Below are 14,756 nucleotides of genomic sequence, written 5' to 3'. Positions count from 1 at the left end.
TCGTCCAGCTTTTTGAGCCTGCGCGGATTGTCCCCGGTGAAAGAAAGATAAGTCTTTGACGGATCGACTTCAGTCCACAATTCGTAGGTCGATTGCACCGTGCAGTCGGTGCGGTGGCGAAGGCTGGTGTTTATACGGAATGTATTGAGCCCCTCTTTCAGGACGCCGGCCGGTATCTTCGCCGTCAAAGTCTTCCGGCCCTCCGGCGACTGCACCGGCTCGCTGATGATGCGGGCGTTGTTGATCGAAACAGTCATGGTCGACCATTCAGGCGCCACGACGAGGCTGCTCTGATAGGCTAGCGTCAGAGTTGCAGGAGCTGCCGCCTGATCCGCAGTAATGAAAACGGCCCACGTCTTGTCACCATTCTCACCGCTGAACGAAAGACTGTCCTGAGGCACGATATAGCGTCGCCATTGTCCGTCGGCCCTGATCGGCGCCGGCGCCAATTTGGAAGCGGGGGCGGGTGCGGCCGGTGCCTGCTGGCCGGGCAGTGGCGTAAACGGCGCGGCCGGCTTCTCGGCCGGTGCGGGTTCGGCGGGGCGCTCCGGCGACATGTCGAAAGGCGCAACCTGCGCATAAGAACTCAGGGTGGAGAGGCCGAGAAACAGGCAGGCGCCAAGCAGCCGCTTCATAGCGTACCCTCCCATTCCCTTTTGCCTCTTCCAGTCAAGTGGCGGAAAAGATAGGAAAATCCACGATATGTCTGGAATATCGCTACCCCAAAAAACCAGATCGTACCCTTGAACAGGCCAGGATTGCCACGCCGATCCAGCTGGAACTTGGTCCACTGAGCCGAATTGGCAAAGATCAGATCGGCGATCAATGAATGATCGGAGGGCTGGTCAGGCATGAACATGCAGCCGACCGACGTTTCACCAGCTTGCTTTCTGACATTGCGGACCTGCAATGGAAGATCGCCGAGGTCTCCCGTTGCGAATGTCTTGAAGCGGACGTCGGTCAGCATGCCGACGGAAACCGCCTCGGCCACGTCGCCCAGCACCTGGACGCGCAGACCATTGACCGACACATCGTCGATCGTCCCCTGCAGCCAGCGCTCGCCCAAGCGAAATTCGCAGCGGCGGCTCACTTTTACGCGTCGCGAAGGCCGCTTGTCACCGCGCTCGGATACAACCCCAAGCGCACAGCCCGCGAAAACCAGATTCAGAAGATTCCACGCACCCACGACAAGCGTGACATCCGCTTTGTATGGCTCTGTGTAAATTCGATAGATCGTTACCCCCACGCCGACAAGCAGCACCAGGAAGATGACAAAGAAGGGCGTGCTCAATTCCGAAAGGCGGCTTCGGTCGATACGCTCGTCCTTCGCGGTGACCTTGAATGTCGGCTTGCGCGGGTTCAGGGCAACCGACACGACTGCGGGCAGGAGATGCACGGTCTGCACATATTCATAAAGCTCGGAAATCCAGGGCCAGCGGAATGCGCCGTAAAGATAGTTCTGCATCATCAGGTTCACGACCATGTAGATGAGCGTATAGGCGAGAAATTCGCCGCCCGATGCCGTGAAGATCTCAAGCCCGAAGAACAGATAGAACAGCGGCGCGACCAGGAAGATTGCCCGCGGGAATGGAAACAGCCAGAACAATGTCGAAGAGAGGTAGCAAAGGCGTTGCGGGATCGTGAGCCCGCCATTGAATAAAGGAAAGCGGAACCGCAGGATTTGCATCATACCCTGCGCCCAGCGGCTGCGCTGGCCGATGAAACTTGCGAATGTGGCGGGTTGCAATCCTGCAATGAGTGGCTTGTCGAGATAGACGCTGTTCCAGCCCTTCGAATGGAGCGCGATGGCAGTCTCGCAGTCTTCCGTAATGCTGATGCCGCTGAACCCGCCCGTGACGTTCAGTGCCTCGCGGCGGAGCACGGCGGCCGAGCCGCAAAAGAAAGCCGCGTTCCATTTATCGAGGCCGCGCTGGATGATGCCGTAGAACATTTCGTTTTCGGATGGCATTTCCTCGAACGTACGCAGATTGCGCTCGAGCGGATCGGGGTTGAGGAAGAAGTGCGGCGTCTGCACGAGAAACAGTTTCTCGTCCTCATCGAAATAGCCGACCGTTTCGAGCAGGAAATCGCGTGTTGGCGCGTGATCCGCGTCGAACACGGCGATCAATTCGCCGGTGGAATGTTCGAGGCCGTTATTGAGGTTGCCAGCCTTGGCATGGACGTTCTTTTCACGCGTCAGGTAGTGAACGCCTAAAGCCTCGCAGAGCTCCGAGAGATCCTTGAAACGCTTTTCAGCAATGTGGGATTCGACAATCTTGTCGGCATTGCGCTTTTGCAGCGTACCGCCGTCATCGAGTATCCAGACGTTGAGCTTGTCAGCCGGATAGTCCATGGCCTTGGCTGCGGCCATGGTGTTTGCAAGCAGTTCGATGTCCTCGTTATAGGTCGGGATAAACACGTCAACGCTTGGCAATTCACCTTTGGTTGCCGGCCGTGTCGTACGATGCGGCAGTGGCATTGAGACGACAAAAAGGCTGAGCGCCAACATCATCACGCTGTAAATCTCGGCGAGATAGAGCAGGAACCCGGGAATGAAGTTTTCGAGCTGGTTGACCGGAGGCAGCGTACTCGTCGTACGCCAGTAGACATAGCGCATGACGATGGCCGTACCGAAAGCGAGGGCGATCAGCCGCCAGATGCCGCCGGCATTCAGCGTCTTCAACACCATCATGAGGAACAGTACCGAGGCGCCGGCGATCAACTGCGTCTGCAGATTTACCGGGAGCGTGACCAGTAGCAGAACACTGATCGACGTTACGAGCCACATCAGGATGATGAGGAACTTACGCATGGACGGCCGTGCTTTTCGATGGGCGGGCGGGCGAAGAATTCATCTCATGTCCTGGCGGTGGGTTAATGGGAGGGTCATTCCCCAATGGATGTCACTGCGTTTTGGCTCCGGGTTATTGGGCGGCGGGTGGCGGGGGTGGAACAACGGCCCGATTGATCTGGGTCGGTGCGGGCATGGGCGGGGCCGCACCTGATACAGGCGGCGGCGGTACGATGGGTCCGATCGGCGCAGGTCTTGCCGGGCGTGTCTCGACAGCCGGTGCGGCAGGCGGCTGTGCGCGCCGTTTTGGCGCCACTGCAACTGGTTGCGGCGCTGGCGGAGGCATCAATGCGGCGGATGGTTGCATGTCAGGCCCAGTCGGAAAGACATTGGCGCCCGGGCGGCCAAGATTTTCCGGCACGCCGGCCGGTTCGCCATAAGGGTTCCAGCTGTAATTGTTGAAGGCTGCGTTGATGGTGAACCCATACATGAACGCCAGCAATTGTTCTTCGGTCAAGCGCGAGTCGCAAAGACGCAGCCGGATCTGGATCGAGCCGCGCCCGGTAAACCAGCGCGATTGTGTTTCAGGTGGCCGGATGCGCTGCCAGGCATAGACGCAGGTATCGCCGGAGCGTGAATGCCCGCTGGCGAAACCGAAGGCACCGTACCGGTTCTGCACGAAGTTGGGAGAACGATGCATTGGAACGCCCGGCAACGTACCGCGGAGCTCGCGATCGATGTTCGTTGTACCAAGCTGACGGTCGCGCAGCGTATCACCGCCGGAAAGGTTTGCCTTCACCGGTCCGAACAGTTGTACGCGCAGGACGTTCTGCCCAGGCGTGCGGGCGGACGTTGCCAACAGAATTTCCTGCTGAACGGCATTGTTGTAGGACCGTTCGACAACGCTGATGATGGAGGGACCGCCAGGCGGCGGTAGCGCATAGGCCTGCTGCGCGTCGACGGTTCGCGTCGATGCTAGGATCTGAGGCGGGCCCCCGGATGCGCAGCCGCCAACCAGAAGTAGCAAGATCAGACAGGAGGTCCTCTTCAACATTTGGGAAAACTAGGCGATTGAATTGATTCGTACAAAGGAAATGCTTTACGTCGTTGGGAAAGTTCAAACTTCTCACCTCGACAGTTGCCCGATGGTTACACCTTAAAATTGCAAAACGGCATGTCCCGCAGAACTGTCCGTCGCACCTTAGCGTTATTTTCAACTCGGATCTTCGCAATTTGTTGGTCCTGGCCCTTGTTTACTTCGCTAATCCATCCGTCTGGTAGCTAATACTCGCAATTGTGGAACCTTATGACGGAACTTTCATATAAATATCTCCACAAGCAGATAGACAATGTCACCAGTGCCAGCCAAATTCAGCCACACAGTCCGCCCGATTCCGGATTGGGCATAGCGCTTGCGAAAGCCTTGCGGCTGTCTCTCAGATTTTGGCCGCTTGATCGCGGCCCTCGTCGGCGCCGAAACTGTGGCCGGGCTGAAAAGCCACCCGGACTGTGGTAATGGGTCCAAGATCATTCCAGGTGGTGCGATGCAGGATCAACAATGCCTGGCCTTGCCTCGTCTGCAATAATCGCGCATCGCGCCGGTCGGCATTCTCGGCTGAAAACGAGAACTCAGCCCGCAGATAGGGTGCGTTACGCACTAGCCATTCATTGGCATTCAAATCCCGGAAGCCGGCGTGTTCAAGTCCTGGAACGACGTGCGGATTAATCCAGCGGTCTTCTAGCTGGTAGGGTTTGCCGTCGGCGTAATGCACCGCCCTGAGATGGACCAGCCGTTCCCCTTCCGGAAGACCCAGGCGTACCGCGATGTGGACGGGAATCGGACTGAGCCGCTGCGCAACGACACGGTGGCTGTATATCAGGCCCGCGTCCTCGACCTGCTCACGCACGATGGGAATGGAGAAGGTGGCCTTGCGCACCGGATTGACCACCACCCGCGTGCCCGCGCGACGCCGGCGATCCAGAAGGCCTTCATCAGCGAGCACTTGCAACGCCTTGTTGACCGTCGCCCGTGCGGCGCTGAACTCGACCGCCAGATCCGCCTCGTCCGGTATGCGTTCGCCTTCACGCCACTTGAGTTCGACAATGCGACGACGTACCTCGTCAGCGATACTTTGGGCCTTGCGCATTATTTGTCGCCTATGGCTGCTCCCGCCGATGAATATCCAGCGGAATGCGGGCAAGTTTAGACATATCCATAAAATAAGTATAGACATATTTGCGGGCTTATGTGTAGACATATTCCGTGACAGCGCGCTATGGAGGAGTGCAGATGTACCGTTCCCGTTATAAGGCAGCCAGCAATTTTGCGGCGCGTCCAATGTCGGAGGCGCCGGCATGAACCGGCCGCTGGCGGGGATTAAGGTGCTGGATCTGTCGCGTGTGTTGGCGGGTCCTTACTGCACGGCGCTCCTGGCGGACCTTGGAGCCGAGGTCATCAAGCTTGAACCGCCGGCGGGCGACGATTATCGCCATGTCGGCCCGTTCAGCCATGGTGAAAGCGCACTTTTCACTCTTAACAATCGCGGCAAGCGCAGCATCGTTCTGGACCTCAAGGTTCCGGAAGACCAGGCGCTGGCGCAGATGCTCGCCGAGCAAGTAGACGTAGTGGTCGAGAATTTTCGTCCCGGCGTGGCCGAGCGCTTGGGCCTTGGCGCCGCGGCGCTGCGAGCGGCGAACCCCCAGCTTATCTATTGCTCGATCTCCGGCTTTGGCCAGGAGGGACCATTCAAGGATTTGCCGGCCTATGACCTCATCGTGCAGGCCATGTCCGGCCTGATGGCAAGCACCGGCGAGGAGGGAGGCGGCCCGCTCAAGACCGGTGAAAGCATTGCCGATCTGCTGGCCGGATTGTTTGCAAGCTGGTCCATCATGGCCGCGCTGGTGCAACGCAATTCGACAGGTCAGGGCGCCACGCTTGACGTTGCCATGTATGACGCCCTGTTTTCAGTGTTGACGACCAGCCATGCGCTGCACCTCTATGCTGGCCTACTGCCGCAACGCGTCGGCAATCGCCATCCGCTCTCGACGCCCTTTGGCTGCTTCGCCACCAGCGATGGTCAGGTGGTGATAACCGTTCTGAACCCTAGGCAGTTTAGCGCGCTTGCTCAACTTGTCGGCGCCCCGGGGGCCGTGGACGACCCGCGTTTTGTTACAGATGCGAGCCGCACCGAACATGAACCAGCCTTGAAGGCCTTGATCGAAAACTGGTCGCGCAAGCTGACCACCGAGGAAGCCATTGCCGCTCTCTCTGCGGCCGGCCTGCCGGCGGCCCCGATCTGGGACATCGCACAGGCAATTTCGAATGAGCATTCGGCCGCGCGTGGATTGGTCAGCCTTTTGCAGCATCCGGTGCTCGGAGAGGCGCCGACAGTCGGTCAGCCCGTTCGCTTCGACGGCGAAAAGCCGGTTGCTGCAGCCTCGGCGCCCCCGCTCGGCGGCGATCGCGAAACAATTCTGCGGGAGTTCGGACTGGAGAGGCGCGCATGACAGATGAATGGTACATGCTGGCCGACGAGGAGCGCCTGTTCTGCGACGTGCTCGGGCGGCTGTGTGCGGAACGCATTGCGACGAAAGCAGCGGCGACCGACGAAGCCTCTACCTTCGTGCATGAACAACTCGCGGTTCTGGCCGAAGCCGGAATGCTGGGCGCAAATCTGCCGGAAGCCTATGGCGGGAGTTCAATCTCGGCAACTGCGCTGCTGCGGGCAGTGGCTATCGTCGCCGGCGCCTGCGGTTCCACTGCTTCGGCGCTGACCGCGCACTATCTGGCGACCGACTCCATCCTCATTGGCGGAACGGAAGCGCAAAAACAGAAATGGCTGCCCAAGGCCGCAACGGGCGAGGCTTTGGGATCATTCGCACTGACCGAACCCACTGCTGGATCCGATCCTGCCGACATGAAAACAAGGGCGCGCCGCACGAGTGCGGGTTGGCATGTCAAAGGCACGAAATGCTTCATCTCCAATGGCGGCGTTGCAGATTTCATTGTTCTCTATGCCGTTACCGATCCGGAAAAGGGACATCGCGGCATTTCGGCCTTTATCCTCCCCAAGGGGACGCCGGGTCTTGAAGCTGGTGCGGCTGAAAGGACAATGGGTCTCAAAGGCGGTCATGTCTTTACACTGAACATCGACTGCGAGCTGCCGTCCGATGCGCTGCTGGGGGAGGAAGGCAAGGGTTTTCGCACGGCCATGCAAGTGCTAGACAATGGCCGTATCGAGGTTGCCGCGCAATGCCTCGGCATGGCCGAGGCTGCAATGCAAGCTGCGATCGCCTACGCTAAGGAGCGTGTCATCGGCGGGCAGCCATTGAGTGACCGGCAGGGCATACGCTGGATGATCGCCGATATGGGTTTGGCCTATCGCTCGGCATTGCTCGTTGCGCAGGACGCGGCGCGACAACGGGACCTGGCGCATGCAGGTGGCGGGCGGTTTTCACTCGCGGCCTCCATGGCCAAGTTGCACGCATCAGAAGCTGCGGGCCGTATTGCAGATATCGCGCTGCAACTGCATGGAGGCTATGGATATACGCGTGATTTCCCGATCGAACGGATCAATCGCGATCTTCGGATCATGCGGATCTACGAAGGCTCGAGTGAAATCCAGCGCATTATCATTTCCGGCCATATGCTGAACTGACCGAAGGCGACCCGTGCATCAGTCAAAGCGCAATGCATCCAATGTTCTCCCAGCGAGCGCCATGGGAAGAAGCGGCAAGAACCGACGGAGGTCGTTGCCTCCGCTCGTCGCGCCGAACGGCCGGTTCCTATCTGGTGGTGACGGGCCAGACGGCGGTCCTGCTGCTTTGCCGAATCCGCTTATTGAGTACTTTTCGTTGCATTCTGGCATGGTAAGGTTGCGCAGCGAAGCGGAAGATACCGGGCGGCGGTGGACTCCTGCGCTGTGGAATAATCTGGCGAAAAGCGTGATCCGTCGCGCTTTCGCCAACATAACAGCCGGTCGAGGAGCGACATACGCCTCGATCGGCAAGGCATTTCTCTGATCTAAAAAATACGGCGACACAATAAGTGCCCGCCGTGTCAATCCCGTGGGAACAACTAGGAGAACTGAAATGAGCATTCACATCACCTTCAAAGGGGCGCTTGTCGGCTTGGCCGCACTCTGTCTTGCCAGCGCAGCCGAGGCGGACCAGCTTGCGGACGTCAAGGCCGCGGGCAAGATCGTCACCGCCACCGACATGCACTATGCACCCTTCGACATGCTCAACAACGGCACGTATGAGGGCATGACCAAGGACCTGTTCGATCAGGTCGCAAAGGAAATCGGTGTCGAGCCTGTCTACCAGGATATCCCGTGGACCGCCGAGCTGCCGGGTCTTGAAGTCAAGAAATTCGACATCGTGATCGCCCCCGTTACCATCACCCCGGAGCGTCTCGAGCGCTACGGCTTCACCTTGCCTATTGCCGATGCCACCGTTTCGCTGCTGAAGGCTGCGAGCAACACCGAGCTCACCAAGCCGGAAGACATCAAGGGCAAGACCGTCGGCGTTCAGCAGGGCACAGCGCAATTCAAGCAGCTTGAAGCCTATGGCCAGAAGCTTGGCGGTGTAACGATCAAGGAATACGGCACCACTGACGAAGCCTATGCCGACCTCGCTGCCGGTCGTCTCGATGCGGTTGCGGGCTCGCTTCCGAACCTTACCTATCTCGTGAAGAGCCGTCCTGAAAGTTTTGCTCTCTTCACCCCTGCCCAGTTCGGTGAGCCGAAGTATTTCGCATGGGTGCTGCGCAAGGATGCCGACAGCGAAAGCTTCAACAAGGCCATCAACGATGCGGTGCTCAAGATGACCGATGACGGCCGCGTCAAGGCGATCCAGGAGAAGTGGCTCGGCACCTACACCGAACTGCCGCGTGAGGTTCCGACCAAGTAAGTTGCGGCGGGCGGAGTCAGCTCCGCCCGCACATCTTGGGTCAAGTGAGGGCGGATGTTTTCCTTAGCGGTTTTCCTTCAAAGCTTCGAGCCGTTGTTGTGGGCAGCGCGATACACGCTGCTGATCTCTATACTCGGTATCGGACTGGGTCTTGTGATCGGCACGCTGGTCTGCGCAGCTCGCCTGTCGCCTTACCCGATGCTGCGCCGCTTTGCAGCCATCTGGGTCAGTTTCCTGCGCGGCGTGCCGCTCCTGGTGCAATTGCTGGTGTTCTATTATGCGCTGCCGGTCATTGGCCTCGACGTTCCCGCAATGGTCGCTGCCGTGGTGACCGTTGGTATCTGCGCCAGCGCTTATATCTCCGAAATCTGGCGCGGTGCGATAGCGGCGCTGCCGAGGGGACAGGCAGAGGCGGCCGTCGCCATCGGCATGACGCCATTCGACGTATGGATCCGGGTCATTCTCCCGCAAGCCGTGACGCTTTCGCTGCCGGCATTGATCAACGAACTTATTCTTCTGGTGAAGGCGTCCTCGCTGGTCTCAGTTGTCGGTATTCTCGAAATTACCCGCGCCAGCCAGGCGCAGGCTGCTACCACCTTCCGGCCGCTTGAGGTCTACATCGCCGCCGCCTGCATTTATCTCGTGATCAACCTGTGCCTCGCGGCGCTCGGACGTTACCTCGAACACAGGACGGCCGTCTGATGGATTGGAGCATGTTGCAGCAATATGGCCCGTCGCTGCTCAAGGGATTTGCCAATACGATCGTCTGTTGGGCGCTTGGCACCGTCTTCGGCATGGCGCTCGGCCTCGTCATTGCGCTCATTCAACGCTATGCACCGCGCTGGGTAACGTGGATCATCCAGGTCTATATCGAAGTTATCCGCGGCACACCGTTCCTCGTGCAATTGTTCGTGCTTTATTACGGTGGCCCACTCATCGGCCTGCGCCTCGATGCACTGCCAGCCGGCCTGCTCGGGCTGACAATCTACGGCAGCCCCTATTTCGCCGAAATATTCCGTTCGGGATTCCGGGCCGTGCCCGACGGGCAGATCGAAGCCGCCCGTGCCATCGGCATGGCCGAAGGGCATATTGTGCGGCGTATCCTGCTGCCCCTCGGCTTGGTCTCCGCCTTGCCGGCGCTGGTGAACTTTTCGATCATCCTGACCAAGGAAACCGTGATTCTGTCGATCATCACCGTTCCTGAATTGCTTTACCAGGTGCAGCGCATGTCTGCCGAAACCTTCCGTTATGTCGAGGCAAACCTGGTGCTGGCGCTGTTCTTCTGGGGCTTGGTAGAGACGATTTCGCGCGTCGGCCACAGACTGGAAGCGCGTATCACGAAACATCTGATTGAAAGGACGTAAGATGCTTGCAGCGTCATCCGTCGAAATGCGTAAGGTCAACAAATTCTACGGCAAGTTTCAGGCGCTGAAGGATGTCAACCTGTCGATTATGCCCGGCAAGGTCACCTGTCTCATCGGACCTTCCGGTTCCGGCAAGTCGACGCTGCTCCGCTGCATCAATTTCCTTGAAGAATACGATTCCGGCGAAGTCCGCATTGACGGCCAGTTGATTGGCTATGAGGCGCCCAACAAGAAGATGTCGGGCCGCAAGCTCCGCGAGATGCGTCGCTCGATCGGCATGGTGTTCCAGCAGTTCAATCTCTGGCCGCATATGACCGCCAAGGAGAACGTCGCCGAGGGGCTGATCCGCGTGCGCCGTATGTCCAAGGCCGACGCCGAGCGGCGCGCCGTGGAGGCGTTGGCCAAGGTGGGGCTGGCGGACAAGATGGCAAACCATCCTTCGCGGCTCTCCGGCGGACAGCAACAACGCGTTGCAATTGCCCGCGCCATCGCCATGGAACCGAGGCTCATGCTCTTCGACGAGCCGACGTCCGCACTCGACCCGGAGCTGGTGGGCGAGGTGCTGAGCGTCATGAGGACACTGGCCGGGGAGGGGATGACGATGGTGGTGGTCACCCACGAAATGGGTTTCGCCGCGCACGTTGCCGATCAGGTCGGATTCATGGAAAAGGGCGAACTCGTGGGCGTCGATAGCCCGGACCGCATCCTGCATCATCCCCAGGACGCTCGTATCCAGTCTTTCCTGCGTACCTATCACGAGCGCAACAGTTTCTGATCGTCAACGACCATGAGCGCTGCTGGATCCCCCTTCGGGTACGGATCGGCGTCAAAAAAGAAAATTGCCCGCGCGGTGTCGGAAATGGTCCGCAACACTCGTCCTTGCAGCGAAAGCTTCGAGACTTTGCTTCAGGAGGACCAGTATGACAACGGCAACAGGCAATGCGGGATGGACGACGGCGGCGATTCTGGTGGGGCGACTTATCTTCGCGCTCGTCTTCATCATGGCCGTGAGCTTCAAGTTGATGGATATCGGCGGAACGGCGACGTATATCGCGGGGGCCGGATTTCCGTTTCCCACCCTGCTGGCGTGGCTCGCTGCGCTGCTTGAGCTTGCTCTCGTCGCATGCTTCCTGACCGGCGCCTATTTCTCCGAAGCAGCACTTGTAGCTGCCGCCTACGTTCTGTTTCTGGCATTTGCGTTTCACGGCCCGTCGCACTGGGCCGGAAACCAGGCCGAGTTCGGGTTTTTCATCGACCATTTTACTTTTGCCGCCGGTCTGCTCTTTGCGGCAGCGCACGGACCCGGACGAGTATTGGCGATCAAGAAGGAATGGCTGCTGCGGCGATAGTGCCGAATTAAGCTACCCACAGCGGATAGCCGCGTATCAGCGACGCACGGCGCTCTCGAAAATGCGGATGGGCGCGCTCAGCGCAGCGCCTGTCACGGTGCCGATGGTCTGGCCGGCCTCAATTGCAGTGGCGCCGAAATTTCCAGACGCATTCGGATCGGCATCGGAAAGCGATTGTCCTCGCAACAGTCGTTCGCCGAAGAGGCGGACGACCTCGGGGCTCGTTGCAAACTGGGTATGGTTGAGGCTGTCGCCGCCGCGCAGTTGAGTAAGGTCATAGACCGTAATCCCGGTCGCCTTTTCAAGCTGGGCCTTGTAGGCCGGTTCGGTAAGATCCACGCCCCCTACGCGCGTGACCTGGCCGGATATTAACCTGGAGAGGCGCAGCGCCCTGTCGTTCGCCGAAACGAATATTGAGATATGCGGCCGTTCCTGGCCGATATCCGTGAGCTGCTTGCGGAAAACGTCGATGTCGAGATCCGGGGAGGCAAGGATGACGTCGGTGATCTTGGGCGATATACGCTTGTTCTGCATCGATATATCGCGCAGTGCTTCCATCACTGGCCAACTGCCCATCGAATGCCCGACAATCGTGATTTCCGAGACGTCGGGGCTTTTTACCGCCTGCTGAATGACATAGACAAGTTCGGACCGGGAAAAATTGGTGCTTTCCCGATCGTAATTGTAATCGAGCAGAGCCCCGCGCGAGGGCCAGGAAAACAGGACCGGGGTGACCTCCGCGCGCGAGTCGTGAACAATCTGCGCGAAGCGAAACACCGAGTCCTCGAACCGGGTGTTGAAGCCGTGAACGAAGATCAATACGCGCCTGTCGCTTACCGCATGCGATCGGTACCAGGTACGAATATCTCCGATCTCGACCGGGTTCACAGCAGTGGTTACAAAACTCCGCTCAGGATCGCCAGGAAGCCGGCGCGGCCACTGGATTGTGCCGGGTTGCCGGTTCGGCGGAATTGAAACCACGACATTGGCAAGGCTCAAATCGCTGCCGCGCTCGCCGCTGAAGAAGACCCCTTTCTGCGTCGTTGGCGCGCGGGTCGTGGCCACAAGGATATCGACCTTTGCAGTGTCGGGCGATGGCGCGGCCACGGGCGCGAGAACACCGCGCGCCGGCGAGGCGCATGCCGTAATACCGCCGGCGACGAACATCAGCAGGATTGCACGGAGGATCAATACGCTTCGACTGAGCACTGGGTGGGTATCCAATTCGCCATCAAAACCATGACACAGTGAGCGCACGAGAGTTCAAGCATAATTTATTTGGAAGAAGGCGAGGATCAAGCCCACGGCGATGCCGATGAGGGGCGCAATTATTCCTCCAAGTTTTGCCCTCCTCAGCGCGCGTGCCTGACGCTCGCTTACCCTGCGGTTGGTCCGGTAGCGTTCTCTGAACCCTTCAAGGTAGTGGCGGGAAAAGGCTGGCCGGTCGTCCCCGGCATCGGCGGCACGCAACCAGAATTCCGCATCGCGACCGGGCAGGTCGATATCCCCGACTTCGAGGGCCCGGAAACACTGCCATGACGACCAGACAAGAACCAATGTCAGGGATGCAAGCTCCCAGCCGACCGCCGGCGAGAATTCGCCTGCGGCAAGTGACGTAACCGCCCCGGTCGCGGTGGCAAGGGCGATGACGGAAAACAGCCGCAGAAGTCCCAAGGCCTGATTGTTGCTCGAATGAATGAGGGCGACGATGGCATTTTGCCGAAACCGCGTATCCTCAATCGCCAGTTTCCAGTCGTCGCTATCGAACATCGTGGTCAATACCTCCAGCCAGCAGGCGAGCCTAGTACAGGAGCCAGCCAAGACCCGCCGCAACGATGACGCCGATCAGAAACAATACGGTGAAGGTGAAAGGGCCGACATTCACGCCGAGTTTTCTCAATCGTTCATCCACATCTTCATGACGCATCGAAAAACCTCATCAATTGTTGCAGATCAACCGTGGAGTTTGCGCAGGAGAAGACCGAGGCGTTCTTCGGGAGCAGCACTGGTGATTTCGCTTGCCGACCTGCGCGGTATCCCGCTCTTGCGTCCGGCGCGCACCTCCGTTGGTGTGTAACCGAATTCCCGCTTGAATGCCCGGCTGAATTCCGCGCCGTCGCTGAAGCAACGCTGCTCGGCAATTTCGACGATGCGGCGTTTGTCATTCGGATCGGCGAGCGCCGCATGTGCATCGAGGAGCCGTTGGTGCTGGACGTAGTGCATCACGCCGCCGAAAGGTTCGAACATCCGGTAAAGCCCGGTCCGGGAGATTGCGAGATCGCGCCGCAGTGCTTCGGCATTGAATGACGGATCAAACAACCTGGCGTTTACGATACTACGCGCCTTTTCGAGAAGAACGCGCGTGATCGGCGCCTGCGCCTCCTCGATTGTACCGGGCGAAGGCATGACGCAAGCCCTGATCATCGCGCGCGTCGCGCCCACCAATTCTGGAATATTCTCCGCCTCGACCCCCGGCAGCCGCTTGGCCAGCCCCATGAAGTAGTCGGCGAGCAGCCGGCCCATCGCTGTATCGACGGAGGAAAACTCAGCCGCGCTGAGCGCGTGGGCGACGTCCGGGTCGAAGTCACGCGGGACGAAAAGCATCAGCATATCGCTGTCCGTTACATTGCCTTCGAACCAACGTCCGAGCGAATGGATCTGCACGATGCCCGCGCCGCCTGCAAAACTTCCCGCCGGACCGAGGGTGCTTATCGCTCCGTCGAGCGGAAGTGTCATTGTCCAGTGATCGAGCGCTTCCCGCCGCGTATGACCGGGAACGCTCGCAAATTCGAGTGCGTTGGTCCTGATCCTGGAAAAGGCGAGATTGCCGAGATCCCAGACGGTTTGCCTGCCGTCAAAGCCGTTCGACGTGTCCCTGCGGTCCCCGAACTCCAGCATGGAGGAGAAGCTCTTGCGCCAGGAGTCATATTGATCGTCAAGCGGCACGCCCCGGGTGTCGAACTTGAACGCGGGTATCGTCGAAGGATAGGAAGACCGCTTCGAAGGCAATGGGGGGCAGTCGATGGGAGATATGGCGGCCGCTTGCGCAAAGTTGTGATCAAGCGACGCTTCAGACGGTGTGGTATGATCATGGGCGTTCATGCCGTCACCATGCGCCGCAACTGTAGGGTGAAAACCTTTGCCCATGCATCACTGTCCGTACCGGGCAAACTGGTTCGATCCGTTCTTGCTGAAGAAAATGCTGGCATTGCTACCCCAAAAATTCCCCGAAGTGACAAATCACGCAGTTACGAATGCTCGTCTTGAATAGTATGACACAACCCTTATCGTCTGTTCAGTACGTAACTGTTACCAAACAGGTTGCACGACTGACGATCTCCT

Annotated in this window: 15 protein-coding genes; 7 read left to right on the top strand and 8 right to left on the bottom strand. The window is 59.1% G+C overall.

Annotated features, from left to right (window positions below):
* The 4 genes from BLR72_RS20855 to BLR72_RS20840 form a co-directional block, all read right to left on the bottom strand.
* On the bottom strand, positions 1–635 hold a 635-nt coding region (locus BLR72_RS20855; RefSeq protein ID WP_175492425.1), incomplete at its 3' end, for a cellulose biosynthesis cyclic di-GMP-binding regulatory protein BcsB.
* Positions 632–2,812, bottom strand: coding sequence for a UDP-forming cellulose synthase catalytic subunit (gene bcsA / locus BLR72_RS20850; protein WP_091951662.1), 2,181 nt, complete (start codon positions 2,810–2,812; stop codon positions 632–634). The genes BLR72_RS20855 and bcsA, both read right to left, overlap by 4 nt.
* Positions 2,813–2,924: 112 nt before the next feature.
* A complete protein-coding gene (bcsN, locus tag BLR72_RS20845) occupies positions 2,925–3,818 on the bottom strand; it encodes a cellulose biosynthesis protein BcsN (RefSeq protein WP_210183743.1) in 894 nt (297 codons plus the stop codon).
* A 409-nt stretch (positions 3,819–4,227) separates the two neighbouring features.
* The gene (locus BLR72_RS20840) at positions 4,228–4,938 is read right to left on the bottom strand and encodes a GntR family transcriptional regulator (protein WP_091951658.1); all 711 of its coding nucleotides are present in this window, start codon (positions 4,936–4,938) and stop codon (positions 4,228–4,230) included.
* Positions 4,939–5,146: 208 nt separating this feature from the next.
* Here BLR72_RS20840 and BLR72_RS20835 point away from each other — a divergent pair, with 208 nt between their 5' ends.
* From BLR72_RS20835 to BLR72_RS20805, 7 genes are all read left to right on the top strand, one after another.
* Positions 5,147–6,298: a CaiB/BaiF CoA transferase family protein gene (locus BLR72_RS20835; RefSeq protein WP_091951656.1), complete on the top strand. Its 1,152-nt coding sequence runs from the start codon at positions 5,147–5,149 to the stop codon at positions 6,296–6,298.
* On the top strand, positions 6,295–7,449 hold the full coding sequence (locus BLR72_RS20830) for an acyl-CoA dehydrogenase family protein (protein WP_091951654.1): 1,155 nt from the start codon (positions 6,295–6,297) through the stop codon (positions 7,447–7,449). The genes BLR72_RS20835 and BLR72_RS20830 overlap by 4 nt, the downstream gene beginning before the upstream one ends.
* Positions 7,450–7,882: 433 nt before the next feature.
* A complete protein-coding gene (locus BLR72_RS20825) occupies positions 7,883–8,701 on the top strand; it encodes a transporter substrate-binding domain-containing protein (protein ID WP_091951652.1) in 819 nt (272 codons plus the stop codon).
* Positions 8,702–8,755: 54 nt separating this feature from the next.
* Entirely contained in the window at positions 8,756–9,403 is a 648-nt protein-coding gene (locus BLR72_RS20820; protein WP_091951650.1) for an amino acid ABC transporter permease, read from the top strand.
* Complete coding sequence (locus BLR72_RS20815; RefSeq protein WP_027232773.1) at positions 9,403–10,065, top strand: amino acid ABC transporter permease; 663 nt, start codon at positions 9,403–9,405, stop codon at positions 10,063–10,065. Before BLR72_RS20820 ends, BLR72_RS20815 begins: the two co-directional genes overlap by 1 nt.
* A 1-nt stretch (position 10,066) precedes the next feature.
* Positions 10,067–10,840, top strand: a complete 774-nt coding sequence (locus BLR72_RS20810) for an amino acid ABC transporter ATP-binding protein (RefSeq protein ID WP_091951648.1) — start codon at positions 10,067–10,069, stop codon at positions 10,838–10,840.
* Positions 10,841–10,985: 145 nt separating this feature from the next.
* Entirely contained in the window at positions 10,986–11,414 is a 429-nt protein-coding gene (locus tag BLR72_RS20805; protein ID WP_091951646.1) for a DoxX family membrane protein, read from the top strand.
* Positions 11,415–11,450: 36 nt separating this feature from the next.
* On the opposite strand, the gene BLR72_RS20800 is transcribed toward BLR72_RS20805, so the two are convergent.
* The 4 genes from BLR72_RS20800 to BLR72_RS20790 all read right to left on the bottom strand — a co-directional run bounded on the left by BLR72_RS20800 (position 11,451) and on the right by BLR72_RS20790 (position 14,561).
* Positions 11,451–12,605, bottom strand: coding sequence for an alpha/beta hydrolase (locus BLR72_RS20800; protein WP_244506783.1), 1,155 nt, complete (start codon positions 12,603–12,605; stop codon positions 11,451–11,453).
* Between the two features lie 72 nt (positions 12,606–12,677).
* Positions 12,678–13,184: a hypothetical protein gene (locus BLR72_RS20795; RefSeq protein WP_091924107.1), complete on the bottom strand. Its 507-nt coding sequence runs from the start codon at positions 13,182–13,184 to the stop codon at positions 12,678–12,680.
* Between the two features lie 31 nt (positions 13,185–13,215).
* Entirely contained in the window at positions 13,216–13,341 is a 126-nt protein-coding gene (locus BLR72_RS22845) for a hypothetical protein (protein WP_280139098.1), read from the bottom strand.
* Positions 13,342–13,367: 26 nt separating this feature from the next.
* Positions 13,368–14,561, bottom strand: coding sequence for a helix-turn-helix domain-containing protein (locus BLR72_RS20790; protein WP_244506782.1), 1,194 nt, complete (start codon positions 14,559–14,561; stop codon positions 13,368–13,370).
* Positions 14,562–14,756 lie beyond the last annotated feature (195 nt).

It is taken from the genome of Phyllobacterium sp. YR620 (assembly GCF_900104165.1).
GTDB lineage: Bacteria > Pseudomonadota > Alphaproteobacteria > Rhizobiales > Rhizobiaceae > Phyllobacterium > Phyllobacterium pellucidum.
Note: the sequence above shows the minus strand (reverse complement) of the source record. Positions and strands in the feature narration are given on the sequence as shown.